The organism is Pseudomonas fluorescens group sp. PF-1, assembly GCF_054481335.1.
Map to the genome: position 1 here is coordinate 1,910,258 of NZ_JBTMNG010000001.1, position 24,155 is coordinate 1,934,412.

A 24,155-nucleotide genomic window follows, 5' to 3' on the forward strand; every position below is an offset into this window, starting at 1 on the left:
TGTTGAGCGCATGATCGGTATCAATGCGCTTCGCCGGCTTTAAGCCCCGCTGGCAACTTCCTGGTCAGTAACACCGCCAGCATGCTGACCCCCAGCGCGATTCCGACAAGATGAAACGCATCGTTGTAGGCCATGATCGACGCCTGTTGATGGGCAATCTCGCTGAGTTTGCCCAGCGCCGCCGTTTCATTGCCCAGGGTGCTGGTCAAGGATGCCAGGCGCTCGGCCACCTGCGGGTTACTCGGCACGATGGACTCGCGCAAATAATCGAAATAGGTCTTGGTTCGCGCATCCAGCAGGGTGGCGAGCAGGGCGATGCCGATGGCGCCGCCGAGGTTGCGCAGGATGTTGAACAGGCTCGACGCCGAGCCCGCGTCCTGCGGCAGGATGTAGGCCGTGGCGATCAGCGAGATGGTGACCATGATCAGTGGCTGGCCCAACGCGCGCACGATCTGAATCTGATTGAACTGCGGTCCGGCGAAGTCCGGGTTTAGCACGCCCGATGAAAAGCTCGCGAAGCCGAACAGGCCGAAACCCAGCGCGCACAGCCATTTTGGCGAGATGTATTTCATCAGCTTGGGCACCAGCGGAATCAGAAACAGCTGCGGCACGCCCATCCACATGATCACTTCACCGATCTGCAGGGCGTTGTAGTTCTGGATCTGCGCCAGATACAGCGGCAACAGATAAATCGAACCGTACAAGCCGACCCCCATCCCGACGCTGGAAATGCTCGATAGACCGAAGTTGCGATTGCCGAGGATGCGCAGGTTGATCAGCGGATTGGGCCTGGAAAACTGCACGATCACAAACGTAATCAGACTGAGCAACGCGATGCTGCCGAGGCTGACGATCAGGTTCGACTCGAGCCAGTCCTTGCGATGGCCTTCTTCCAGAAATACCTGCAAACAGCCAAGGCCCATGCCGAGGGTGACGATCCCGGCGTAATCGGTGCTTTTGAGCAGTTCCCAGTGTGATTCCTTCTTCTCCAGGCCGTACATCAGGCCCGCGATCATGAGCAGGCCGGGGGGGATGTTGATGTAGAAGATGTATTCCCAGCCCCAGTTTTCCGTCAGCCAGCCGCCCAGTGTCGGGCCGATCGACGGTGCGAAGGTGGCGGTCATGGCGAACATGGCCATGCCCTTGGCGCGGTGGTGTTCGGGAAGTTTGATCAGGGTGAGGGTGAACGCCAGCGGGATCAGCGCGCCACCGGTGAAGCCTTGCAAGGCGCGGAAGACGATCATGCTCTCCAGGCTCCAGGCCATGGAGCAAAGGAGGGAGGCGGCGAGAAACCCAAGGGACACCCACACCGCCAGGCGTCGCGCCGACAATAGCTGAACCAGCCACGCGGTCAGCGGGATCATGATGATTTCCGCCACCAGGTACGAGGTGGAAATCCATGAGCCTTCTTCCAGGGTCGCCGACAGCGCACCCTGAATATCCTTGAGCGATGAGTTGGTGATCTGGATGTCGAGCACCGCCATGAAGGCGCCGAGCATCGCGCTCATGACCGCGATCCAGTCCCGCCGGGTCGGTTCCCCGGCCGGCCGGATCAGTTGATCACCGGCCATTGTCAGGGGCGTCTTTGATATTCACTTTGACCGTGACCGACATGCCCGGCCGGATTTTGCCGCGCAGGGGATTGTCCGCGGCGAAGGTCAGTTTTACCGGAATCCGTTGTACGACTTTGGTGAAGTTGCCCGTGGCATTGTCCGGCGGCAACAGGCTGAACTGCGCGCCCGACGCGGCGAACAGGCTGTCGACCCGTGCTTCGATCGGGGTATCGCTGTAGGCGTCGAAAGTCAGCTCGGCTTTCTGACCGGGTTGCATATGGCCGATCTGGGTTTCCTTGAAGTTGGCCTGAATCCAGATGTCTTCATCCGGCACGATCGACAGCAAATAGGCGCCGGCCTGTACGTACTGGCCTTCGCGCGCGGCGCGTTGGCCGATCAGGCCGCTGATGGGGGCGTGGATTTCGCTGCGGGTGAGGTTCAGTTCAGCTTGGGCCAGATCGGTTTTGGCGTTGGCAATTTGCGCGTCGAGGCGTTTGATCTCGGCGGTCAGTGCGTTGATTTGCTGGCGCTGACCCTGGGCATCTGCCTGGGCCTTGGCCAGTTGCGAGCGGGCAATGTGGGCGTCGGCGGAGAGGGTGGTGACCCGTTCCTCCGAGACGTAGCCGGGTTTGCGCAAGGTCTCGGCGCGGTTCAGGTCGATCTGTGAGCGACCCAGGCTCGCTTGCGTGGACGCGACTTGCGCATCGCTGGCGGCAATCAGGCTGCTTTGTTGCGTCAGTTTGCTCTGGGCTTGCAAGCGTTCGGCTTCGCGAGTGGCGAGGGCTGCGTTTGCGCGGTCGACGGCGAGGTGGAAATCATCACCTTCGAGCTTGATCAGTAACTGATCTTTCTCGACATGCTGGTTGTCCTGGACCAGCACCTTGTCGATGCGTGCCCCCAACTGGCTCGACACGCGGGTGATCTCGCCCTGCACGTACGCGTTGTCAGTGCTTTCGTAAAAACGCCCCTTGAAAAACCAATGGGCAAAAAAGCCTCCGGCGATCAGCAGGACAATTAACAGGAAAATAGACAGGCGACGCTTGAGTTGGGCAGGCATGGGGCAAACTGTAGTCGAGAAATTGTCAGGAAAGTTATCAGCAGGCAAATCTTGCATACAGCCGATAAACGGTAAATGCCGTTGGCTGATATTCAGTCATTCGCCGTGGCAAACGGTCGTTGTAGACGCAACCTTGGCTTAAATGCCCTGCTGACTGGAGCCGGGCGGGTGTCGCCTGTTACCATTCGCCCCTTGTCTGATCCTCGCTTTCTATTCTTTTGTTGAGACTTGCCATGACCACCGTCCGCACGCGCATCGCGCCATCGCCTACCGGGGACCCCCACGTAGGTACCGCTTACATCGCATTGTTCAACTACTGCTTTGCCAAGCAGCACGGCGGTGAGTTCATCCTGCGGATCGAAGACACTGACCAGCTGCGTTCGACCCGTGAGTCCGAACAGCAGATTTTCGACGCCTTGCGCTGGTTGGGCATCGACTGGAGCGAAGGCCCGGACGTGGGTGGCCCGCACGGTCCTTACCGTCAGAGCGAGCGTGGCGAGATTTATCAGAAGTATTGCCAGCAGCTGGTCGATATGGGCCATGCCTTCCCGTGCTTCTGCACCGCCGAAGAGCTGGACCAGATGCGCGCCGAGCAGATGGCTCGCGGCGAGACGCCGCGTTACGACGGTCGTGCGCTGTTGTTGTCCAAGGAAGAAGTCGCGCGTCGCCTGGCCGCTGGCGAGCCGCACGTGATCCGCATGAAGGTGCCGAGCGAAGGCGTCTGCGTGGTTCCGGACATGCTGCGTGGCGACGTCGAAATCCCGTGGGACCGCATGGACATGCAAGTCCTGATGAAGACTGACGGCCTGCCGACCTACTTCCTGGCCAACGTGGTCGATGACCACCTGATGGGCATCACCCACGTGTTGCGCGGTGAAGAGTGGTTGCCATCGGCGCCGAAACTGATCCTCTTGTACGAATACTTCGGTTGGGAACAGCCGGAGCTGTGCTACATGCCGCTGCTGCGTAACCCGGACAAGAGCAAGCTGTCCAAGCGCAAGAACCCGACCTCGGTGACGTTCTACGAGCGCATGGGTTTCATGCCCGAAGCAATGCTCAACTACCTGGGGCGCATGGGCTGGTCGATGCCGGACGAGCGCGAGAAGTTCTCCCTGCAGGAGATGGTCGATAACTTCGATCTGAAGCGTGTGTCCCTGGGCGGGCCGATTTTCGACATCGAGAAATTGTCGTGGCTCAACGGCCAGTGGCTGCGCGACCTGCCGGTGGAAGAATTCGCCGCGCGCGTCCAGAAGTGGGCCTTCAATTCCGAATACATGATGAAGATCGCGCCGCACGTGCAGGGCCGCGTCGAGACCTTCAGCCAGGTTGCACCGCTGGCCGGGTTCTTCTTTGCCGGTGGCGTGAACCCGGACGCAAAACTGTTCGAGTCGAAGAAGCTGTCCGGCGATCAGGTTCGTCAGTTGATGCAGTTGATCCTGTGGAAGCTGGAAAGCCTGCGTCAGTGGGAGAAGGACAGCATCACCGCGACCATTCAGGCCGTGGTCGAGTCCCTGGAGCTGAAGCTGCGTGATGCCATGCCGCTGATGTTTGCCGCGATCACAGGTCAGGCGAGCTCGGTGTCTGTGCTCGATGCGATGGAAATCCTCGGTCCGGACCTGACGCGTTTCCGTCTGCGCCAGGCGATCGACCTGCTGGGTGGCGTGTCGAAGAAAGAAAACAAAGAGTGGGAAAAGCTCCTGGGCGCTATTGCCTGAGCACGTCTGACTCTGCGGTAGCCGTCGGAGGCCGGGATCTTTTGCTCCTGTCCTCCGGCGTTTTCTCCTGAATTTACGGGGGAAGGGCGGTAAGTGGTTGTTATGCCGACAAAAAATTTTGAAATTTTTCAAAAATAAGTTTGACAGGCTTTCGATACACCCTTAAGATTCGCCCCGTCCTCAGCGATGACATCAACGATGAGGGGCTATAGCTCAGCTGGGAGAGCGCTTGCATGGCATGCAAGAGGTCGACGGTTCGATCCCGTCTAGCTCCACCAATTTACACTTCAAGGTCTGGCCACACCGGCCTTGAAGCGATCAACACTCAGCGTTGATCAGTTGTATAGAAGGGTTTGCGTCCCCTTCGTCTAGTGGCCTAGGACACCGCCCTTTCACGGCGGTAACAGGGGTTCGAGTCCCCTAGGGGACGCCAGTTTTATAGAAGCGATGTTGCAAAATGTCGCTCCGCCGCGAGGCGAAAAATCCGGGGCTATAGCTCAGCTGGGAGAGCGCTTGCATGGCATGCAAGAGGTCGACGGTTCGATCCCGTCTAGCTCCACCAATTTTACAGTTCAAGGTCTGGCCACACCGGCCTTGAATCGATCAGCTCTCAGCACTGGTCAGTTGTATAGAAGGGTTTGTGTCCCCTTCGTCTAGTGGCCTAGGACACCGCCCTTTCACGGCGGTAACAGGGGTTCGAGTCCCCTAGGGGACGCCACGATTACCCGCTCTGCGGGATTTTATAAGGGTCATTCAATTATTGAATGGCCCTTTTGTTTGTCTGGCGTTTAGCCAAATTCCCCCATTTCTTTCAAACTGTTCTTCAGACCAGCGGTCACATCTACGACTTGCAGAAAATTATTATGAGAATAATATTCTAGTCGTAATATTCGGAGGCAACGATGAACGATAAAAAAGCTCAAACCCGTGAACGCATCCTCAAGGCTGCCAGCGCAGCGCTGATTCAGCGTGGCCCGGCCGAGCCTAGCGTGGGCGAAGTAATGGGCGCAGCCGGCCTGACCGTCGGCGGCTTTTATGCGCACTTCGAAAGCAAGGACGCAATGATGCTGGAGGCGTTCAAGCAATTGCTGGGGCGTCGCCGTGACCTGATTGCTGACATGGATGCCGAACTGACCGGTGAAGAGCGTCGCGCCCTGGTCGCGGCGTTCTATCTGTCGCGCAAACACCGTGATTCCAGCGAGTCTGCGTGCCCGATTCCGGCCTCGATCGGTGAGCTCGGACGTCTGCCCGATGCCTTCCGGATCGCACTGAATGAACACATGGAGCTGATGGTCGCGCAGTTGGCGGCCAGTCCCGAAGACACCGATAAAGCCCTGGCCGACATGGCCTTGATGGTGGGCGGTCTGGCGCTGGCACGGGCGCTGGGCCCCGGTGATTTATCCGACCGATTGCTTCGCGCTGCCAAGTCGGCTGTGCGTTGACCTGAAGGCTGCAGCCTGAGGAGAGAGCGATGAGCGCGTTAAAGTGGGTTCGTGGCGTCAATGGCACCTTGGGTTGGTTTGCTCCAAAACTGGTTGCAAGAAAAATGCGGCTGGCGTTCATGACGCCGCGAGATTTGCCTCCGCGTGATTGGGAATTGCCGCTCCTGGCCAAATCCGAACGGATCACTTTGCGTTTCGGTCTCTCGGCATTGCGCTGGGGGCAGGGCCCGGCAGTGCTGCTGATGCACGGTTGGGAAGGTCGGCCTACGCAGTTTGCCAGTCTCATCACTGCCCTGGTCGATGCCGGGTACACGGTGGTTGCCCTCGACGGCCCGGCGCACGGTCGCTCGCCGGGAACCGAGGCGAATGTCGCGCTGTTCGCTCGCGCCATGCTTGAAGCCGCCGCCGAGCTGCCACCGCTTCAAGCCGTCATCGGTCACTCCATGGGCGGCGCCAGCGCCATGCTCGCCGTGCAACTGGGCTTGCGCACCGAAACCCTGGTCACCATCGCGGCTCCTGCGCGAATCCTCGGCGTGCTGCGCGGCTTCGCGCGCTATGTGGGGTTGCCGCCGAAAGCTCGCTCGGCATTCATCCGTCAGGTTGAGAAAGACGTCGGCATGCGCGCTGCCACGCTGGATGTGGCGCACTACCAACTCGATATGCCCGGCCTGATCGTCCATGCCGAAGACGACAAGTTTGTTTCGGTGAAGGAATCGCAGGCGATCCACGAAGCCTGGTTCGACAGCCGTCTGCTGTGTCTGCAAGAAGGCGGTCATCAGCGAGTATTGGCCGACCCTCGGGTGATTGATGGCGTGCTATCACTGCTGGCCGGACGCAGCCTGCAATCGCGGCAATCGGCCTGAGCATCCGTTACACTGCCCCGGTCGACATCATTTGACCGGGAGTGGGGCATGGGCTGGGATCGGGCAACGCCATTTATCATCGATCTGCAAGTGGGCGCCGAGGACATCGACGGGCTCGGGCACGCCAATAATGCGGTGTACGTCACCTGGCTCGAGCGCTGTGCGTGGCGCCACTCCCAGCGCCTGGGACTGGATCTGGTCGAGTATCGTCGACTGGATCGGGCGATGGCGGTGGTGCGGCATGAGATCGATTACCTGGCGGCCGCTTATGAGGGCGACGAGCTGCAATTGGCGACCTGGATCGTCGATTGGGATCAGCGCCTGAAAATGACCCGACACTTCCAGTTGAAGCGCCCGAGCGACAACGCCACGCTGCTGCGGGCGCAAACCACCTTTGTTTGTATCGAACTGTCCACCGGTCGGCCCAAGCGCATGCCAGCGGAGTTCATCGAGGGTTATGGCCCGGCGTTGCTGTCGCTCCAACCCTTGTAGGAGCGAGCTCGCTCCTGCAAAGGAACTGCGATGTTCTGCAGATTTCTTGCGTAATCCAGTAAACTGCCGCACGTTTTTCGTTGAGTGTGTTTTTCATGCAAATTGCCTTGGCGCCCATGGAGGGGTTGGTCGACGACATCCTGCGCGACGTACTGACCCGCGTGGGTGGCATTGATTGGTGCGTAACCGAATTCATTCGTGTCAACGATCAGTTGCTCACGCCTGCCTATTTCCACAAGTTCGGCCCGGAATTGCTCAACGGTGCTCGCACCGCTGCCGGTGTGCCGCTGCGCGTGCAGTTATTGGGTTCCGATCCGGTGTGCCTGGCAGAGAACGCCGCGCTGGCCTGTGAGCTGGGTTCCGAAGTGATTGATCTGAACTTCGGCTGCCCGGCCAAAACCGTGAACAAGTCTCGTGGTGGTGCAGTGCTGCTCAAGGAGCCGGAGCTGCTGAACCAGATCGTCGAACATGTCCGTCGCGCCGTTCCGTCGCACATTCCCGTGACTGCCAAGATGCGCCTGGGCTTCGACAGCCCGGATGGCTCACTGGTGTGCGCCACGGCCCTGGCCGAAGGTGGCGCTGCGCACATCGTGGTCCATGCACGAACCAAAACCGACGGCTACAAGCCTCCAGCGCATTGGGAGTGGATTCCGCGGGTTCAGGACGTGGTCAAGGTGCCGGTGTTTGCCAATGGCGATATCTGGAGTGTCGAAGACTGGCGCCGTTGCCGCGAAATCAGCGGTGTGGAGGACATCATGCTCGGTCGCGGCCTGGTTTCACGTCCGGACCTGGCTCGGCAAATTGCTGCGGCAAGGGCCGGTGAAGAGGTCATTGAGATGACCTGGGCCGAGCTGCTGCCTCTGATTCAGGATTTCTGGCTGCAAGCCAAGGCGCAGATGACGCCTCGCCAATCACCGGGCCGTTTGAAGCAATGGCTGGCGATGCTTACCCGCAATTATCCCGAAGCGGTGGAGCTGTTCAGTGTCCTGCGTCGTGAGACCGAGCTGGATCAGGTCTCGCGTTTGTTGGGGCTGCAGGTCGCTGAAGCCGCCTGAAAATCGTTAAAAAAAATTTGGAAAAAATCTCTTGAAAAGCAATTGGCGGTCCCTATCTAAGGGTTACGCGATGCCGAATTCGGGTCGCGGAGACAAATAACTTGCTGATTATTTTCAGGAGATTTGAATCATGAGTACTGCATTTTCCCTGGCGCCTCTGTTCCGTTCCTCGGTAGGCTTCGATCGTTTCAACGACCTGTTCGAAACCGCCCTGCGTAACGAGCCAGGCAGCACCTACCCACCGTACAACGTCGAAAAGCACGGTGACGATCAATACCGCATCGTCGTGGCGGCGGCCGGTTTCCAGGAAGAAGACCTGGAGCTGCAAGTCGAGAAGGGTGTGCTGACCATCAGTGGCGGCAAACGTGACAGCAACGAAGGCGTGACCTTCCTGCACCAGGGCATTGCCCAGCGTGCATTCAAGCTGTCGTTCCGACTGGCGGACCATATCGAAATCAAGGCTGCCGGCCTGAGCAACGGTCTGTTGAGCATCGACCTGCTGCGGGTGATTCCGGAAGAGGCGAAAGCCAAACGCATCCCGATCAACGGGACGGAAAAACCGGCTCTGCAGCACTGAGTCAGAGCAACAAGAAGGGGCGCCATGGGCGCCCCTTTTTTGTATGCCATTCCCGCAAAGATCTGATTACCTCAGGAGTTTCTGAAACTCCTCCACCGGCAACGGCTGGCTGTGCAGGTAACCCTGGTAGAAATGGCAGTCCAGCCCTTGCAAGAACGCGAGTTGCTCCGGCGTTTCCACGCCTTCGGCGATCACCTTCAATTCCAGGCTGCGCGCCATGGCGACGATGGCGCGGATGATTTCGGCGTCGTTGGGGTCGGTGGTGGCGTCGCGGATGAACGATTGGTCGATTTTCAGCGTGTCGACCGGCAGGCGCTTGAGGTAGGTCAGCGAGGAGTAACCGGTGCCGAAGTCGTCCATGGCGAAGCTCACGCCGAGTTTTTTCAGGCGGCGCATCTTATTGATGGTGTCTTCCAGGTTCTGGATGACGATGCCTTCGGTGATTTCCAGTTTCAGCAGCGAGCAGGGCAGGCCGTGGCTGGCGAGGCTGTTTTCGATGCGTTCGACAAAGTCGTTCTGGCGGAACTGCCTTGGGCTGATGTTGACGCACAGGCTGAAGTTCAGCGGGTCAATCAGGCGATTGGCGATCAATTGCCGGAAGGCCTGACAGGCTTCGTCGAGAATCCAGGTGCCGACCTCCAGGATCAGCCCGCTGTCCTCCAGCACCTTGATGAATTCGGTTGGCGATTGCGCGCCGAGTTCGGGGTGGGTCCAGCGCACCAGGGCCTCGGCACCGACGATACGGTTATTCCGGGCGTCGAGCTGGGGTTGGTAGTGCACGCGAAACTCACCCCGGGACAGCGCCAGGCGCAGATCGGTCTCCATGCGCAGGCGCTCGCTCGCGGCCTTCTGCATGGTGTTGTGATACATCTGCGCGATGTTGCGCCCCGAATCTTTGGCGCGATAAAGGGCAATGTCAGCGCGTTTGAGCAAATCCGTCGGCGTGGAGCCATGATCAGGAATCAGTGCAATGCCAATGCTCGGCGTCACTTGCAGGCGCTGGCCATCGAGGAACATCGGTTCTGACAGCAGTTCGCGCAAGGTGTCAGCCAGTTCGCGCACCTGCTCACTGACTTCACTGCGCGAGCCTTCGAGACCGCTGAGCAGGACGACGAATTCGTCGCCGCCCAGGCGCGCGACAGTATCTTCCATGCGCACACTGGCTTCCAGGCGTGCGGTGATGATCTTCAGCACCGTATCGCCCACCGGATGGCCGAGGGAATCGTTGATGTGCTTGAAGTGATCAAGGTCGAGAAACATCAATGCGCCGCGCAGGTTGTGGCGTTTGAGCAGGGCAATCTGCTGGCTCAAACGGTCCATCAGCAGCGCGCGGTTGGGAAGGTTGGTCAATGGGTCGTGGTACGCCAGGTGGCGGATCTGCGCTTCGGCGTTTTTCAGCAAGCTGACGTCTCGGGCGGTCAGCAGCAGGCACGCGGTTTCGTTCAGGTTGATCGGTTCTACCGACACTTCCACCGTCAACAACTCGCCGCGCTTGTTGCGCCCGAGCATTTCCTGATGGTGAACCCGGCCCTTGATCTGCAGTTCAGCCAGCAATGCCGCGCGTTGTTTTTCTTCGGCCCAGATTCCGACCTGATACACCGTGCGCCCGATCACTTCGTCGGCGCGGTAGCCGGTCAGGCGGCAGAAACCGTCGTTGACCTCCAGATAGCGGCCGGTGTCGCGTTCGGTGATGGTGATGGCGTCGGGGCTTGAGTGGAACGCCTTGGCGAACTTCTCTTCGCTGGCCTTGAGCGCTGCTTCCGAGCGTTGTTGCTGGGTGATGTCGCGTAACGTGGTGACGATGCATGGCTGCTCGCCGACGTTGATCTGACGGCTGGAAATCACGCAGGTCAGAGACTGCCCGTCCTTGTGCTGGACGAGGATGGCCACGTTATTCAGGCTTTGCTCGCGGATTACCTGTTCGATGCGCTGCAGGCTTTTGGCCGAGGCGTCCCACAGGCCGATTTCGTCAGCGCTGCGGCCAATCACATCGGCGGTGCCCCAGCCAAAGGTCTGGGTGAAACTGGAATTGATCTCGATGAACTGACCGGTGTCCTGGCGGGTGACGCAGATCGGGTCCGGGCTGACCTGGAACAGGGTGGCGAATTTCTCTTCGGAGGCCACCAGCTGTTGCTCGCGTTCGACTTGATCGGTGATGTCCAGCAGGGTCCCGGCCATGCGCAGCGGCGCGCCATTTTCATCGCGGTACAGCCGGGCGCGACTTTCCAGGTAGCGTGAAGTGCCGTCTTCCAGTTGTACGCGGTAAGTCAGTTGATAGTTGCCCGCCGGGCCTTCGCGCAAGCTGCGGTAAGCGTCGCGCATGTTGTCGCGTTCTTCGCCGGGAACCCCTTCGAAAAATTCGTCGAAAGATTCATGAAAAGGCTTCGCATCCATCCCGTGCAGTTGGGCGGCGCGGGCCGAACCGTAAAGCATGCCGCTGGGAATGTGCCAGTCCCAAGTGCCCAGCTGCGCCGAATCCAGTGCCAGGTCGAGGCGTTCCTGACTGTCTTTCAAGGCGTGCTCGGCGGCTTTGCGTTCGGTGGTGTCGAGGAAGGTGCTCAACAGGTACGGCTGGCCTTCGAGCTCGACCTTTTGTGCGCTGAGGATGCCGTCGTGGATCTGGCCATTGCTGGCGCGAAACTGCACCTCCATGTTGATCAGTTCGCCCTTGGCCTTGGTGGCTTTGACCAGTGTCGTGCGTTGTTCGGGGTTCACCCAAAGGCCCAACTCCAGGGTGGTGCGGCCGATCGCGTCTTGCACCGGCCAGCCAAACAGGCTTTCGAAATACTGATTGGCTTCGGTGATCAGGCCGTCTTCCTGGCGTGTCAGCAACACCATGTTCGGGCACAGATGGAACAGGGTGGCGAACCGCTTCTCCGAACTGCTCAGCGCCTGCTCGCGCTGACGTTGGTGGGTGATCTCGCGAATCACGCCGATCATGCGTGGACGGCCATTTTTGTCCGGCAGCAGGCTGCCGTTGATCTCCAGCCAGTGCAGGCTGCCGTCGGGCCAGCGAATGCGGTGGTGCATCGCTTGCTCCAGCGGTGCGCCGGCGATCACGGCATGGAAGGCACGAATGGTTTTCGCCCGGTCTTCCGGCGGCAGCAAATCGAGGTATTCCAGATCGGCGGGCAACGGTTGGCGCGGATCAAAGCCGAACAGCGCCTGAGTACCCCGTGACCAACTGATCTGCCCGCGTTCGATGTCCCAATACCAGGCACCCAGCCGGGCGCCGTTCAGGGCGGCCAACAATTGGGGGGCACTTTCCCAGCTCTGCTCGGATCGTTGTGGATCAAGTGCCTGAATACGCGGCATCGGCGGAATACGGTCAACAGATTTCGGCATTGGCAAGCCTTAGGCTGATTTGGGCATTTTGCACAGGAATTTGCGGCTCTATAGCAGTAGCACAAGTTAACCCTGAATCCCTGGCAGATCGATTTGAGCATCCAGCAGGGCCATGAAGGCCCGTGCTGCATTCGATAGCGTCCGTTCTGTGTGCAGGATATAGCCTAGCTGGCGAGACAGTTGTATGCCCGGCAGGGGTATTCGTGCAACTTGATCGTCGAGCATGGTGCGCGGCAACACGCTCCAGGCCAGGCCAATCGACACCATCATCTTGATCGTTTCCAGATAATTGGTGCTCATGGCGATGTTCGGCGTCAGCCCCTGGGCTTCGAACAGGCGCTGGACGATGTGGTGGGTGAACGTGTTGCCGCCGGGGAACACCGCCGGATGCCGGGCAATGTCCGCCAGGCTGACCGGGCCATTATTGAGCAGCGAATGCTCCGGCGCGACCACGAAGTCCAGCGGGTCGTCCCACACCGGCGTGGCCTTGACCAGTGCGTGGGGTTCCGGCGCCAGGGTGATGACGGCCAATTCGGCACGACCATGAAGGATTTCTTCGTAGGCCACTTCCGAATCGAGGAATTGAATATCCAGCGCGACGTCGGGGTAGCGTCGAGTGAACTCCCTGAGTAACGGAGGCAAACGGTGCAGGCCGATGTGGTGACTGGTGGCCAGGGTCAGACGGCCGGTCACTTCGCCGGTGAGGTTGGTCAGGGCGCGGCGAGTATCATCCAGTACGTTCAGAATCTGATAAGCACGCGGCAGCAGCGCGCGGCCTGCCTCGGTCAGGCCGACTTCACGACCCAGTCGATCGAACAGCCTCACCTTCAATTGCTGCTCCAGCCCGGCGATGCGTTTACTGATGGCGGGTTGGGTCAGGTGCAGGCGCTCGCCGGCGCCGGAGAAGCTTCCTGTCTCGGCGATGGCAATAAAGGCATTGAGGTTGGCCAGGTCCATGGTTGTATTCCAGTTGGTTATCCAAAGCATAAAAAATATGAATTTGAGTTATTTAATGTAACCCCATAGGATCAGCCTCACAAGCCAAGGGGTTATTGAGATATCAAAGCCCGGGGCATAGAAACAAGCTGATGAGGAAAACGTCTGATGGCCGGCAAAACGCTCTACGACAAGCTCTGGGATTCGCATTTGGTCAAGCAGCGCGACGATGGTTCTGCGCTGATCTACATCGACCGTCACATCATTCACGAAGTGACCTCGCCGCAAGCCTTCGAAGGCCTGCGTCTGGCCGGGCGCAAGCCTTGGCGCATCGATGCCAACATCGCCACCCCGGACCACAACGTACCGACCACGCCGGAGCGCAAGGGCGGCATCGACGCCATCGTTGACCAGGTCTCGCGCCTGCAGGTCCAGACCCTGGACGACAACTGCGATGAATACGGCATTGTCGAATTCAAGATGAACGACGTGCGCCAAGGCATCGTTCACGTCATCGGCCCGGAGCAGGGTGCAACGTTGCCGGGCATGACCGTGGTCTGCGGCGACTCCCATACGTCGACCCACGGCGCCTTCGGTGCCCTGGCTCACGGTATCGGCACCTCCGAGGTCGAGCACGTGCTGGCCACCCAGTGCCTGGTCGCCAAGAAAATGAAAAACATGCTGGTGCGCGTCGAAGGCCAATTGCCGTTTGGCGTGACCGCCAAGGACATCGTGCTCGCAGTGATCGGCAAGATCGGTACCGCCGGTGGTAACGGCCATGCCATCGAATTCGCCGGTAGCGCGATTCGTGACCTGTCCGTCGAAGGGCGCATGACTATCTGCAACATGTCCATCGAGGCTGGCGCTCGCGTAGGTCTGGTGGCAGCCGACGAAAAAACCGTGGCTTACGTGAAGGGCCGTCCATTCGCCCCGAAAGGCGCTGAATGGGACTTGGCGGTCGAAGCCTGGAAAGACCTGGTGTCGGATGCCGACGCGGTGTTCGATACCGTGGTCGAGCTCGACGCGACCCAGATCAAGCCGCAAGTCAGCTGGGGCACCTCGCCTGAGATGGTTTTGGCCGTTGATCAGAACGTGCCGGACCCGGCCAAGGAAATGGACCTGGTCAAGCGCGGCTCCATCGAGCGCGCCCTGAAATACATGGGGCTGACCGCCAATCAGGCGATCACTGACATTCAACTGGACCGCGTGTTCATCGGCTCCTGCACCAATTCGCGGATCGAAGATTTGCGCGCGGCTGCCGTCATTGCCAAGGGCCGCAAAGTGGCCTCGACCATCAAGCAGGCCATCGTCGTGCCGGGCTCGGGTCTGGTGAAGGCGCAGGCTGAATCTGAAGGCCTGGACAAGATTTTCCTCGAAGCCGGTTTCGAATGGCGTGAGCCGGGTTGCTCGATGTGTCTGGCGATGAACCCGGACCGTTTGGAGTCCGGCGAACACTGCGCCTCGACGTCCAACCGTAACTTCGAAGGCCGTCAGGGCGCGGGTGGCCGTACCCACCTCGTGAGCCCGGCCATGGCCGCGGCCGCCGCCGTGAACGGTCGTTTCATCGACGTCCGTGAATTGATCTAAAGGAGCGCAGCATGAAAGCTTTTACCCAGCACACTGGACTTGTCGCGCCTCTGGATCGTGCCAACGTCGACACCGACCAGATCATTCCGAAGCAATTCCTGAAGTCGATCAAGCGCACGGGTTTCGGCCCGAACCTGTTCGATGAATGGCGCTACCTGGATGTGGGGCAGCCGTATCAGGACAACTCCAAGCGCCCGCTGAACAAGGACTTCGTCCTCAACGCCGAGCGTTATCAAGGCGCCAGCGTGTTGCTGGCCCGCGAGAACTTCGGTTGCGGTTCCAGCCGTGAACACGCGCCGTGGGCCCTGGAAGAGTACGGTTTCCGCAGCATCATCGCGCCGAGCTATGCCGACATCTTCTTCAACAACAGCTTCAAGAACGGCTTGTTGCCGATCATCTTGAGCGATGCCGAAGTCGACGAACTGTTCCAGCAGGTCGAAGCCAATCCGGGCTACCAGTTGCAGATCGACCTGCAAGCCCAGACCGTGACCCGCCCGGACGGCAAGGTCCTGAGCTTCGAAATCGACGCCTTCCGCAAACACTGCCTGCTCAATGGCCTGGACGACATCGGCCTGACCTTGCAGGACGGCGACGCGATTGCGGCGTTTGAAACCAAGCACCGTGCGAGCCAGCCTTGGTTGTTTCGCGACGCTTGATTGATTCGAGATTTTTGTAGTCAGCGCCGGCCCGCGATGAGGCCGGAACAGGCGCCACAAGACTAAAAGGAAGTCACCATGACCAGCACCGCCCAGCACAGCCAGGTAGTCCAAAAGCAATTCGGTGAACAGGCTTCGGCCTACCTGAGCAGCGCCGTACACGCTCAAGGCACTGAATTTGCGCTGCTACAGGCCGAACTGGCGGGGCAGGGCGATGCCCGCGTGCTGGACCTGGGTTGCGGTGCCGGTCATGTGAGTTTTCACGTGGCTGGGCTGGTCAAGGAAGTGGTGGCTTACGACCTGTCGCAGCAGATGCTTGACGTGGTCGCCGCAGCCGCCGCTGATCGTGGATTGAGCAACGTGTCCACGGTCAATGGCGCCGCCGAACGCTTGCCGTTTGCCGACGGTGAATTCGATTTCGTCTTCAGTCGCTATTCGGCCCACCATTGGAGCGATCTCGGCCTGGCCCTGCGGGAAGTGCGTCGGGTGTTGAAACCGGGTGGCGTGGCGGCGTTCATCGATGTGTTGTCACCGGGCAGCCCGTTGTTCGACACTTACCTGCAAAGCGTCGAAGTGCTGCGTGACACCAGCCATGTGCGTGATTATTCCGCCGGTGAATGGTTGCGCCAGATCAGCGAAGCGGGGCTGCACACCCGTAGCACCACGCGGCAGCGCCTGCGCCTGGAGTACAACTCCTGGGTCGAGCGCATGCGCACGCCACAGGTGATGCGTGCGGCGATCCGCGAGTTGCAACAGTCAATGGGCAACGAAGTACGCGAATATTTCGAGATTGAGGCCGATGGTTCGTTCAGCACGGATGTGTTGGTGCTGTTTGTAGAAAGATAGGTACCGATCGATAGATTTTTTCCGGGCGCGCCCCAGGGTGCACCGACTGATGACATGAGGAAAGCATGAGCAAGCAGATTCTGATTCTCCCGGGTGACGGTATTGGCCCGGAAATCATGACCGAAGCGGTCAAGGTGCTGGAACTGGCCAACGACAAGTACGCCCTGGGCTTCGAGCTGAGCCACGACGTGATCGGTGGTGCCGCCATCGACAAGCACGGCGTGCCGTTGGCCGATGAAACCCTGGAACGTGCCCGCGCAGCCGATGCCGTGCTGCTGGGCGCCGTTGGCGGCCCGAAATGGGACACCATCGAGCGTGACATCCGCCCTGAGCGTGGTCTGCTGAAAATCCGTGCGCAACTGGGCCTGTTCGGCAACCTGCGTCCGGCGATCCTGTACCCGCAACTGGCCGAAGCTTCGAGCCTGAAGCCAGAGATCGTCTCCGGCCTGGACATCCTGATCGTTCGCGAGCTGACTGGCGGTATCTATTTCGGCGCCCCGCGTGGTACCCGCACCCTGGAAAACGGCGAGCGTCAGTCCTACGACACCCTGCCGTACAGCGAAAGCGAAATCCGCCGCATCGCCCGTGTCGGTTTCGACATGGCCATGGTCCGCGGCAAGAAACTGTGCTCGGTCGACAAGGCCAACGTACTGGCCTCCAGCCAGCTGTGGCGTGAAGTGGTCGAGCAAGTGGCCAAGGATTATCCTGAAGTCGAACTGAGCCACATGTACGTCGATAACGCCGCAATGCAGCTGGTGCGTGCGCCGAAGCAGTTCGACGTGATCGTCACCGACAACATGTTCGGCGATATCCTGTCCGACCAGGCCTCGATGCTCACCGGCTCCATCGGCATGCTGCCATCGGCGTCCCTGGACACCAACAACAAAGGCATGTACGAGCCGTGCCACGGTTCGGCGCCGGATATCGCGGGCAAAGGCATCGCCAACCCATTGGCGACCATTTTGTCGGTATCGATGATGCTGCGTTACAGCTTCAACCAGCAGGCCGCAGCCGATGCCATCGAAAAAGCCGTCAGCCTGGTGCTGGACCAGGGGTTGCGTACGGGCGACATCTGGTCGGCCGGTTGCACTAAAGTCGGTACGCAGGAAATGGGTGACGCAGTAGTCGCCGCGCTGCGGAATCTGTAATCTCTCGGGCCCGCTGCCACTTTCATCCCCGAAAGCAGCGGCCCACTTTTCAAGAAGGTGTAGTTGCGATGAAACGTGTAGGTCTGATCGGTTGGCGCGGTATGGTCGGTTCCGTGCTCATGCAGCGGATGCTGGAAGAGCAGGATTTCGATCTTATCGAGCCGGTGTTTTTCACCACTTCCAATGTCGGTGGCCAAGGCCCGTCCGTGGGCAAGGACATTGCTCCGCTCAAGGACGCTTACAGCATTGAAGAGCTGAAAACCCTCGACGTGATTCTGACCTGCCAGGGTGGTGACTACACCAGTGAAGTCTTCCCGAAACTGCGCGAAGCCGGCTGGCAGGGCTACTGGATCGACGCCGCTTCCAGCCTGCGCATGCAGGATGACGCGGTCATCGTCCTGGACCCGGTCAACCGCAAGGTCATCGACCAGCAGCTGGATGCGGGCACCAAGAACTATATCGGCGGCAACTGCACCGTCAGCCTGATGCTGATGGGCCTGGGCGGTCTGTTCGAAGCTGGCCTGGTGGAGTGGATGAGCGCCATGACCTATCAGGCGGCGTCCGGTGCCGGCGCGCAGAACATGCGTGAACTGATCAAGCAAATGGGTGCGACCCACGCAGCGGTGGCCGATCAACTGGCCGACCCGGCGAGCGCGATCCTCGACATCGACCGTCGTGTCGCCGAAGCCATGCGCAGCGACGCGTACCCGACCGAAAACTTCGGCGTACCGCTGGCCGGCAGCCTGATCCCGTGGATCGACAAAGAGCTGCCTAACGGCCAGAGCCGTGAAGAGTGGAAGGCCCAGGCCGAGACCAACAAGATCCTCGGTCGCTTCAAGAGCCCGATCCCGGTCGACGGCATCTGCGTTCGCATTGGTGCCATGCGTTGCCACAGCCAGGCGCTGACCATCAAGTTGAACAAAGACGTGCCGATCGCCGATATCGAAGGGCTGATCAGCCAGCACAACCCTTGGGTCAAGCTGGTGCCGAACAACCGCGAGATCAGCATGCAGGAGCTGAGTCCTACCAAGGTCACGGGTACCCTGAATGTGCCGGTCGGTCGTCTGCGCAAGTTGAACATGGGGTCGCAATTCGTCGGTGCGTTCACCGTCGGCGACCAACTGCTCTGGGGCGCGGCCGAACCGCTGCGTCGCATGCTGCGGATCCTGCTTGAGCGTTGATCGATTGAAGCTGTGAAGGAACCCGTGCCTTGAAAGAGGCGCGGGTTTTTTTATTCCAGGCCGCCAGATGTTGATGAGGTGCCTGATGTTCCGTGATCGCGGGCAGAACAGACGCCACATAATTGCCTGCATCCCCACCACCCGGTAAAGTGCCGCTCCCCCGTTTCGCCTGAGGTAGAACCATGAGCCAGTCCTTCGATATTGCCGTGATCGGCGCCACCGGTACTGTCGGCGAGACGCTCGTACAGATTCTTGAAGAGCGCGACTTTCCGGTCGGCAACCTGCACTTGCTGGCCAGTAGCGAATCCGCCGGGCACTCGGTGCCTTTTCGTGGCAAGAACGTTCGGGTGCGGGAAGTCGATGAGTTCGACTTCGGCAAAGTCCAGTTGGTGTTCTTCGCCGCCGGCCCGGCCGTGACCCTGAGTTTTGCCGCGCGCGCCACGGCTGCCGGTTGCTCGGTCATTGACCTGTCCGGCGCGTTGCCGGCCGACCAGGCACCGCAAGTCGTGCCGGAAGCCAACGCGCAGGTGTTGGTCGGCCTGAAAAAGCCATTCCGGATCAGCAGCCCGAGCCCTTCGGCTACGACGCTGGCGGTGGTGCTGGCGCCGTTGCTGGGTTTGATCGATTTGCAGCGCATTAACCTGACCGCGTGCCTGGCGGTTTCCGCCCAGGGCCGCGAGGCCGTGACCGAGCTGGCCCGGCAGACCGCCGAGTTGCTTAACGTGCGCCCATTGGAGCCGACCTTTTTCGATCGGCAGATGGCGTTCAATTTGTTGGCCCAGGTCGGCAAGCCGGACGAGCGAGGTCATACGCTGCTGGAAAAGCGCCTGGTGCGTGAGTTGCGCCAGGTCATGGCCCTGCCTTCATTGAAGATTTCCGTGACTTGCATTCAAGCCCCGGTATTTTTTGGCGATAGCTTTAGTGTCAGTCTGCAATCAGCGAGTGAGATTGACCTGGCTAAAGTCATCGCCGCTTTGGAAGACGCCCCGGGCATCGAGCTGGTTGAAGCCGGTGATTACCCGACGGCGGTAGGTGACGCGGTAGGGCAGGATGTGGTCTACGTTGGTCGGGTACGTCAGGGTATCGACGACCTGTCGGAACTTAATTTGTGGCTGACGTCAGATAACGTACGCAAAGGCGCCGCGCTCAACGCTGTGCAGCTGGCTGAGTTGTTGATAAAAGACCTGCTGTAAAAGATACTTGGCAACAATTTTTCGAATGGTTCCGGCCCAGCGCTATGCTTGGCAGGAATGCTGAAGGCGAGCCACCCTGTGGGGCTTTCCGGGGCATGCATGAAACGATCGCGCGCGGCGACCTCTCGCCGCCGCGCAATGCCTTACGGCAGCGGCTATCAACACCTTCTCGCTGGCCGAGGAATGTTCAAACTAAGGATGAGCTATGGTTCAAGTTCGCAAACTGGTGTTAGCAATAGCGGCCGCCTCGGCGCTGTCCTCCGGTATGGCGCATGCCCTCGGGCTTGGGGAGCTGACCCTGAAATCGACGCTGAACCAGCCGTTGGTGGCAGAAATCGAATTGCTCGACGTCAAGGAGCTCACCGCTGCCGAAGTGGTGCCGAGCCTGGCTTCACCTGAAGATTTCGCCAAGGCCGGTGTCGACCGCCAGGCGTTTCTCAACGACTTGACCTTCACTCCGGTGCTGAGTGCCGGTGGTAAAAGCATCCTGCGTGTCACTTCCAGCAAGCCGCTCTCCGAACCTATGGTGAAATTCCTGGTTCAGGTGATGTGGCCCAACGGTCGACTGCTGCGTGATTACAGCGTTTTGCTCGACCCGTCCAAATTCTCGCCGCAAACCGCTGAAGCAGCCGCACAGCCCACGCCGACTCAGGGTGTGACCGCGCCCGTCACCGGTGCGACCAAACCTTCCCAATACACCACTACGCCGCGCGATACCCTCTGGGAAATCGCGGCGAAGGCGCGTAACGGCGGTTCGATTCAACAAACCATGCTGGCCATCCAGGCGCTGAACCCGGATGCCTTTATCGACGGCAACATCAACCGGCTGAAAACCGGGCAGGTGCTGCGTATGCCCGATCAGGCGCAAAGCACCAGCATGCGGCAATCCAAGGCGATTGCCGAAGTCGCTGCACAGAACACTGCGTGGCGTCAGGGGCGTCGCTATGTCGCTAAGCCGGCTGCGGGGCAGCAGCAACTCGATGCCACCAAGCGTGGTCGTGGTGAAGCGACTTCGTCGCAGCCCGCTCGGGACAACCTGAGCCTGGTCTCGGCCGAGTCGGGCAAGGCCCGTGGCAAAGGCGCCGCAGGCGATGCGAAAGCCTTGAACAACAAGCTGGCGGTGACTCAGGAAAGCCTCGACACCACCCGCCGTGACAATGCAGAGCTGAAAAGCCGCATATCTGATCTGCAAAGTCAGATGGACAAACTGCAGCGTCTGATCGAACTGAAGAACAATCAGCTGGCCAAGTTGCAGGCTGAAGGGGAAGCGGGTGCCCCGGCGCCGGCTGCTGCCCCTGCGCCGGCGATGACGGCTGAACTGACGCCTAATGCTGCGCCAGCGCCAGCCGAAATGACGCCTGCAGCGGTTCCGGCGCCCGTTCCGGCCGAGACACCTGTCGAACCGACCCCGGCAGCTTCTGACGACAAGCAATTCAACGAGCTACTGACTAATCCTTGGTTGTTGGGCCTGGCCGGTGGCGGGGCCTTGGTTGTGATGCTGTTGTTGCTGTTGCTGGCCCGTCGTCGCAAAGCCCAGCAAGAAGCCGAGAAACACTTGCGCATGGCCCGCGCCCTGGCAGAGGAGCAGCCGTTTTCTGCCGATCTTGACCTGCCGGAAAGCAGTTTCGAAGGCCTGGAGGTTCCCCCTCCGAGCGTAAAACTGGCCACCGCGCCGACTCCTGCGCCCGCTCCGGCTCCGGCCCCGGTTGTGGTCACGCCACCCATCGCCGCGCCACTGGTGGCGCCAGCCGCCGACCGCTCGGACGACGTGTTGGACAAAGCCCAGTCGCACATCGGCGCCGGCCGTCTGAATCAGGCTGCAGCCCTGCTGGAAGAGGGCATCAAGCAAGAGCCTCAGCGCAGTGATCTGCGCCTGAAGTTGATGGAGGTCTACGGCCAGCAAGGCGATCGCGATGCGTTCGTTGCCCAGGAGCGCCAATTGGTGGCCAACGGCGACAATTTCGCCCAGGTCGAAAAACTGAAGAGCCGTTTCCCGGCCATGGCGCTGATTGCTGCCGGAGGTATCGCCGCCGCAGCGGTCGCGGCCGAAATGGACGCACAGTACGTCAAGGACCTGTTGCAGGACGAGTCGCCAGCACCAGAGCCAGAGCCAGAGCCAGCGCCGGCTCCGGTCGAAGATGATTTCGACAGCGCTTTCGATCTGAGCCTGGATGACCTGGAAAACATTACTCCAGCAGTCATTACGCCTGCGCCGGAGCCTGAAGCGTCGACTGTGGCCGATCTGGAAGATTTCCCTCTGGACGATGACCTGAGTTTCGGGTCGGTGTTGCAGCAGCAGGCTGAGATCAAGGAAAACCTCGACGACCTGTCGGAGTTCGATCTGGACATGGATCTTGGTGCGGAGCCGTCGACAGCGGCGTTGGCTGAAGATGACTTCCTGCTCGACCTGGACGAAGGCGTGAAGGATTTGCCGGTCGTCGAAACACCGGCAGCCCCCGAGTTGGCATTGGATGATCTGGAGCTGCCGGCCGATTTTGATCTGTCGCTGGCTGAAGAAATGGATGCGCCGGATGCTTTCGCCGCGGAGCTGGATGACGTCAACGCCGAGTTGGAAAGCTTGTCTGGCAGCATCGGTGAGCCGACATTCACGGAGCAAGACGCTTTGGCTTCTGCCGAAGACGAGCCGGAATTCGATTTCCTTTCCGGCACCGACGAAGTCGCCACCAAGCTCGATCTGGCCCAGGCCTACATCGATATGGGTGACAACGACGGCGCCCGGGATATCCTCAATGAGGTGGTGGTAGAAGGTGATGACGGCCAGAAGAGCGAAGCCAAGGAGATGTTGGCGCGTCTGACCTGAGTGATCGGCTCTTGGTAAACAATGCGGCAGCCCGGTGAGGCTGCCGTTTTTGTTTTATCGCGGGGCAATGCTGTTGTACTGGTATCCACGTCCCACGGCTTTATAATGCCCGCCTTCGCGTACATCAGCAGGCTGTCACTCCTTGGCAAATATAGATAACCCGACCGCCGAAATGGCGGCCGACGGCTTTTTCCGGATCGCGTTGGGCGTTGAATACAAAGGCTCGCGCTATCGCGGCTGGCAGCGCCAGGCCTCCGGCGTGCTCACGGTGCAGGAAACCCTCGAAAACGCCTTGTCGAAAGTCGCCGACTCGCCTGTGTCGCTGCTGTGCGCAGGGCGCACCGATGCCGGTGTGCATGCCTGCGGACAGGTGGTGCATTTCGATACGCCGGTCGAGCGCTCGATGAAGGCCTGGGTCATGGGCGCCAATATCAACTTGCCGCACGACGTCAGTGTCAGTTGGGCCAAAGTCATGCCGGCGCATTTTCATGCGCGGTTCAAGGCCATTGCCCGGCGCTATCGCTACGTGATCTACAACGATCAGATCCGCCCGGCGCACCTGAACGAAGAAATCACCTGGAACCACCGTCCGCTGGACGTCGAGCGCATGGCCGAGGCCGCGCAGTACCTGGTGGGTATCCATGACTTCAGTGCCTTTCGCGCTGGTCAGTGCCAGGCCAAGTCGCCGATCAAGGAGCTGCATCATCTGCGCGTCACCCGTCATGGCAAAATGATCGTATTGGATATCCGCGCCAACGCTTTCCTGCATCACATGGTGCGCAACATTGCTGGTGTGCTGATGACCATTGGGGCCGGCGAACGCCCGGTGGAGTGGATGAAGGAAGTGCTGGAGAGCCGAATCCGCCGTTCAGGCGGGGTGACGGCTCACCCGTTTGGTCTGTATCTGGTGCAGGTCGAGTACCGCGACGAGTTCGAATTGCCCGAGCGTTACATCGGCCCGCATTTCCTGACCGGTTTCACCGAACTTGACGGCTGACGCCCTCGAACGCTTTTGTTACCATCCGGGACTTTCTCGGATTTGCCGTGGGGTTTTATCGACATGTCAGCCGTTCGCAGCAAGATTTGTGGGATTACCCGCATAGAAGATGCGTTGGCGGCGGTTGAGGCCGGGGCCGATGCCATCGGGTTTGTGTTTTACGCCAAGAGTCCGCGGGCGGTGACCTGCCAGCAGGCGCGCGCGATCATCAAGGCGTTGCCGCCATTCGTCACCACCGTGGGCCTGTTCGTCAACGCCGGTCGCGAAGAGTTGGCAGAAATCCTCGAGGCTGTACCGCTGGATCTGTTGCAGTTCCATGGTGACGAAGGCGCGGCAGAATGTGAAAGCTGGCATCGCCCGTACATCAAGGCGCTGCGGGTCAAGGCCGGTGATGACATTGCGGCAGCCTGCGACGCCTATCCGGGTGCCAGCGGCATCTTGCTCGATGCCTATGTCGAAGGTGTACCCGGTGGAACCGGCGAAGCGTTCGACTGGTCACTGATACCGCAAGGTTTGAGCAAGCCCATTATTCTGGCGGGAGGCCTGACCCCGGATAACGTCGCCGAGGCAGTTGACCGGGTCCGCCCGTATGCGGTGGATGTCAGCGGTGGGGTAGAGGAGAGCAAGGGCATCAAGGATCATGCGAAGATTCGGGCATTCATCAACGCGCTACGTTGATGTGACGGCTGGC

Annotated in this window: 19 protein-coding genes and 4 tRNA genes; 19 read left to right on the forward strand and 4 right to left on the reverse strand. The window is 60.0% G+C overall.

Annotation, left to right across the window (positions count from 1 at the left end; genetic code table 11):
* Nucleotides 1–20 precede the first annotated feature (20 nt).
* Both ACX3YD_RS09070 and ACX3YD_RS09075 read right to left on the reverse strand, forming a co-directional pair.
* The gene (locus tag ACX3YD_RS09070) at nucleotides 21–1,571 is read right to left on the reverse strand and encodes an MDR family MFS transporter (protein WP_458959726.1); all 1,551 of its coding nucleotides are present in this window, start codon (nucleotides 1,569–1,571) and stop codon (nucleotides 21–23) included.
* Nucleotides 1,561–2,610: an HlyD family secretion protein gene (locus tag ACX3YD_RS09075; protein WP_103402719.1), complete on the reverse strand. Its 1,050-nt coding sequence runs from the start codon at nucleotides 2,608–2,610 to the stop codon at nucleotides 1,561–1,563. Before ACX3YD_RS09075 ends, ACX3YD_RS09070 begins: the two co-directional genes overlap by 11 nt.
* Nucleotides 2,611–2,843: 233 nt before the next feature.
* Between ACX3YD_RS09075 and gltX the strand changes: the two genes are divergently transcribed.
* The 10 genes from gltX to ACX3YD_RS09125 all read left to right on the forward strand — a co-directional run bounded on the left by gltX (nucleotide 2,844) and on the right by ACX3YD_RS09125 (nucleotide 8,754).
* Nucleotides 2,844–4,325 carry a glutamate--tRNA ligase gene (gene gltX / locus ACX3YD_RS09080; RefSeq protein WP_090463698.1) on the forward strand — a complete coding sequence of 494 codons (1,482 nt, stop codon included), beginning with the start codon at nucleotides 2,844–2,846 and terminating at the stop codon, nucleotides 4,323–4,325.
* Nucleotides 4,326–4,527: 202 nt separating this feature from the next.
* Nucleotides 4,528–4,603, forward strand: a tRNA-Ala gene (locus ACX3YD_RS09085).
* Between the two features lie 79 nt (nucleotides 4,604–4,682).
* Nucleotides 4,683–4,758 (forward strand) — tRNA-Glu (locus ACX3YD_RS09090).
* Between the two features lie 53 nt (nucleotides 4,759–4,811).
* Nucleotides 4,812–4,887, forward strand: a tRNA-Ala gene (locus ACX3YD_RS09095).
* A gap of 80 nt (nucleotides 4,888–4,967) precedes the next feature.
* A tRNA-Glu gene (locus ACX3YD_RS09100) sits at nucleotides 4,968–5,043 on the forward strand.
* Between the two features lie 184 nt (nucleotides 5,044–5,227).
* Complete coding sequence (locus tag ACX3YD_RS09105) at nucleotides 5,228–5,767, forward strand: TetR/AcrR family transcriptional regulator (RefSeq protein ID WP_047531265.1); 540 nt, start codon at nucleotides 5,228–5,230, stop codon at nucleotides 5,765–5,767.
* Nucleotides 5,768–5,796: 29 nt separating this feature from the next.
* Entirely contained in the window at nucleotides 5,797–6,630 is an 834-nt protein-coding gene (locus tag ACX3YD_RS09110) for an alpha/beta fold hydrolase (RefSeq protein WP_458959727.1), read from the forward strand.
* Nucleotides 6,631–6,678: 48 nt separating this feature from the next.
* A complete protein-coding gene (locus ACX3YD_RS09115) occupies nucleotides 6,679–7,122 on the forward strand; it encodes an acyl-CoA thioesterase (protein ID WP_103402721.1) in 444 nt (147 codons plus the stop codon).
* 95 nt (nucleotides 7,123–7,217) lie between these two features.
* Entirely contained in the window at nucleotides 7,218–8,177 is a 960-nt protein-coding gene (locus ACX3YD_RS09120; RefSeq protein ID WP_047531259.1) for a tRNA dihydrouridine synthase, read from the forward strand.
* A 130-nt stretch (nucleotides 8,178–8,307) separates the two neighbouring features.
* Nucleotides 8,308–8,754: an Hsp20 family protein gene (locus ACX3YD_RS09125; protein ID WP_047531258.1), complete on the forward strand. Its 447-nt coding sequence runs from the start codon at nucleotides 8,308–8,310 to the stop codon at nucleotides 8,752–8,754.
* Nucleotides 8,755–8,820: 66 nt separating this feature from the next.
* Here the strand turns inward: ACX3YD_RS09125 and ACX3YD_RS09130 are convergent, their stop codons facing one another.
* Together ACX3YD_RS09130 and ACX3YD_RS09135 are read right to left on the reverse strand one after the other, a co-directional pair.
* On the reverse strand, nucleotides 8,821–12,099 hold the full coding sequence (locus ACX3YD_RS09130) for a PAS domain S-box protein (protein ID WP_103402723.1): 3,279 nt from the start codon (nucleotides 12,097–12,099) through the stop codon (nucleotides 8,821–8,823).
* A 66-nt stretch (nucleotides 12,100–12,165) separates the two neighbouring features.
* Nucleotides 12,166–13,056 (reverse strand): LysR family transcriptional regulator, encoded by an 891-nt coding sequence (locus ACX3YD_RS09135; protein WP_047531254.1) that lies wholly within the window; start codon nucleotides 13,054–13,056, stop codon nucleotides 12,166–12,168.
* A gap of 147 nt (nucleotides 13,057–13,203) precedes the next feature.
* On the opposite strand from ACX3YD_RS09135, the gene leuC reads away from it, so the two are divergent.
* From leuC to ACX3YD_RS09180, 9 genes are all read left to right on the forward strand, one after another.
* Nucleotides 13,204–14,622, forward strand: coding sequence for a 3-isopropylmalate dehydratase large subunit (gene leuC / locus ACX3YD_RS09140; RefSeq protein ID WP_458959728.1), 1,419 nt, complete (start codon nucleotides 13,204–13,206; stop codon nucleotides 14,620–14,622).
* A gap of 11 nt (nucleotides 14,623–14,633) precedes the next feature.
* A complete protein-coding gene (gene leuD, locus ACX3YD_RS09145) occupies nucleotides 14,634–15,278 on the forward strand; it encodes a 3-isopropylmalate dehydratase small subunit (RefSeq protein WP_047531250.1) in 645 nt (214 codons plus the stop codon).
* A gap of 78 nt (nucleotides 15,279–15,356) precedes the next feature.
* Complete coding sequence (locus ACX3YD_RS09150) at nucleotides 15,357–16,124, forward strand: class I SAM-dependent methyltransferase (protein WP_103402725.1); 768 nt, start codon at nucleotides 15,357–15,359, stop codon at nucleotides 16,122–16,124.
* Between the two features lie 65 nt (nucleotides 16,125–16,189).
* Complete coding sequence (gene leuB / locus ACX3YD_RS09155; protein ID WP_090463676.1) at nucleotides 16,190–17,272, forward strand: 3-isopropylmalate dehydrogenase; 1,083 nt, start codon at nucleotides 16,190–16,192, stop codon at nucleotides 17,270–17,272.
* Between the two features lie 68 nt (nucleotides 17,273–17,340).
* Complete coding sequence (gene asd, locus ACX3YD_RS09160) at nucleotides 17,341–18,453, forward strand: aspartate-semialdehyde dehydrogenase (protein ID WP_047531244.1); 1,113 nt, start codon at nucleotides 17,341–17,343, stop codon at nucleotides 18,451–18,453.
* A gap of 182 nt (nucleotides 18,454–18,635) precedes the next feature.
* Nucleotides 18,636–19,646: an aspartate-semialdehyde dehydrogenase gene (locus ACX3YD_RS09165; protein WP_458959729.1), complete on the forward strand. Its 1,011-nt coding sequence runs from the start codon at nucleotides 18,636–18,638 to the stop codon at nucleotides 19,644–19,646.
* A gap of 205 nt (nucleotides 19,647–19,851) precedes the next feature.
* Entirely contained in the window at nucleotides 19,852–22,467 is a 2,616-nt protein-coding gene (locus ACX3YD_RS09170; protein WP_458959730.1) for a FimV/HubP family polar landmark protein, read from the forward strand.
* A 172-nt stretch (nucleotides 22,468–22,639) separates the two neighbouring features.
* Complete coding sequence (truA, locus tag ACX3YD_RS09175) at nucleotides 22,640–23,464, forward strand: tRNA pseudouridine(38-40) synthase TruA (RefSeq protein WP_047531238.1); 825 nt, start codon at nucleotides 22,640–22,642, stop codon at nucleotides 23,462–23,464.
* Nucleotides 23,465–23,527: 63 nt separating this feature from the next.
* Complete coding sequence (locus ACX3YD_RS09180) at nucleotides 23,528–24,142, forward strand: phosphoribosylanthranilate isomerase (RefSeq protein WP_458959731.1); 615 nt, start codon at nucleotides 23,528–23,530, stop codon at nucleotides 24,140–24,142.
* The last annotated feature ends 13 nt before the right edge of the window (nucleotides 24,143–24,155 follow it).

What these genes read in the sequence shown, in the direction of transcription:
- ACX3YD_RS09150 (WP_103402725.1), top strand. Translation starts at nt 15,357, where the DNA reads ATGACCAGCACCGCCCAGCACAGCCAGGTAGTCCAAAAGCAATTCGGT.
- ACX3YD_RS09070 (WP_458959726.1), bottom strand. Translation starts at nt 1,571, where the DNA reads ATGGCCGGTGATCAACTGATCCGGCCGGCCGGGGAACCGACCCGGCGG.
- leuC (WP_458959728.1), top strand. Translation starts at nt 13,204, where the DNA reads ATGGCCGGCAAAACGCTCTACGACAAGCTCTGGGATTCGCATTTGGTC.
- ACX3YD_RS09110 (WP_458959727.1), top strand. Translation starts at nt 5,797, where the DNA reads ATGAGCGCGTTAAAGTGGGTTCGTGGCGTCAATGGCACCTTGGGTTGG.
- leuB (WP_090463676.1), top strand. Translation starts at nt 16,190, where the DNA reads ATGAGCAAGCAGATTCTGATTCTCCCGGGTGACGGTATTGGCCCGGAA.
- truA (WP_047531238.1), top strand. Translation starts at nt 22,640, where the DNA reads ATGGCGGCCGACGGCTTTTTCCGGATCGCGTTGGGCGTTGAATACAAA.
- ACX3YD_RS09075 (WP_103402719.1), bottom strand. Translation starts at nt 2,610, where the DNA reads ATGCCTGCCCAACTCAAGCGTCGCCTGTCTATTTTCCTGTTAATTGTC.
- ACX3YD_RS09165 (WP_458959729.1), top strand. Translation starts at nt 18,636, where the DNA reads ATGAGCCAGTCCTTCGATATTGCCGTGATCGGCGCCACCGGTACTGTC.
- leuD (WP_047531250.1), top strand. Translation starts at nt 14,634, where the DNA reads ATGAAAGCTTTTACCCAGCACACTGGACTTGTCGCGCCTCTGGATCGT.
- gltX (WP_090463698.1), top strand. Translation starts at nt 2,844, where the DNA reads ATGACCACCGTCCGCACGCGCATCGCGCCATCGCCTACCGGGGACCCC.
- asd (WP_047531244.1), top strand. Translation starts at nt 17,341, where the DNA reads ATGAAACGTGTAGGTCTGATCGGTTGGCGCGGTATGGTCGGTTCCGTG.
- ACX3YD_RS09170 (WP_458959730.1), top strand. Translation starts at nt 19,852, where the DNA reads ATGGTTCAAGTTCGCAAACTGGTGTTAGCAATAGCGGCCGCCTCGGCG.
- ACX3YD_RS09120 (WP_047531259.1), top strand. Translation starts at nt 7,218, where the DNA reads ATGCAAATTGCCTTGGCGCCCATGGAGGGGTTGGTCGACGACATCCTG.
- ACX3YD_RS09130 (WP_103402723.1), bottom strand. Translation starts at nt 12,099, where the DNA reads ATGCCGAAATCTGTTGACCGTATTCCGCCGATGCCGCGTATTCAGGCA.
- ACX3YD_RS09125 (WP_047531258.1), top strand. Translation starts at nt 8,308, where the DNA reads ATGAGTACTGCATTTTCCCTGGCGCCTCTGTTCCGTTCCTCGGTAGGC.
- ACX3YD_RS09115 (WP_103402721.1), top strand. Translation starts at nt 6,679, where the DNA reads ATGGGCTGGGATCGGGCAACGCCATTTATCATCGATCTGCAAGTGGGC.
- ACX3YD_RS09105 (WP_047531265.1), top strand. Translation starts at nt 5,228, where the DNA reads ATGAACGATAAAAAAGCTCAAACCCGTGAACGCATCCTCAAGGCTGCC.
- ACX3YD_RS09135 (WP_047531254.1), bottom strand. Translation starts at nt 13,056, where the DNA reads ATGGACCTGGCCAACCTCAATGCCTTTATTGCCATCGCCGAGACAGGA.
- ACX3YD_RS09180 (WP_458959731.1), top strand. Translation starts at nt 23,528, where the DNA reads ATGTCAGCCGTTCGCAGCAAGATTTGTGGGATTACCCGCATAGAAGAT.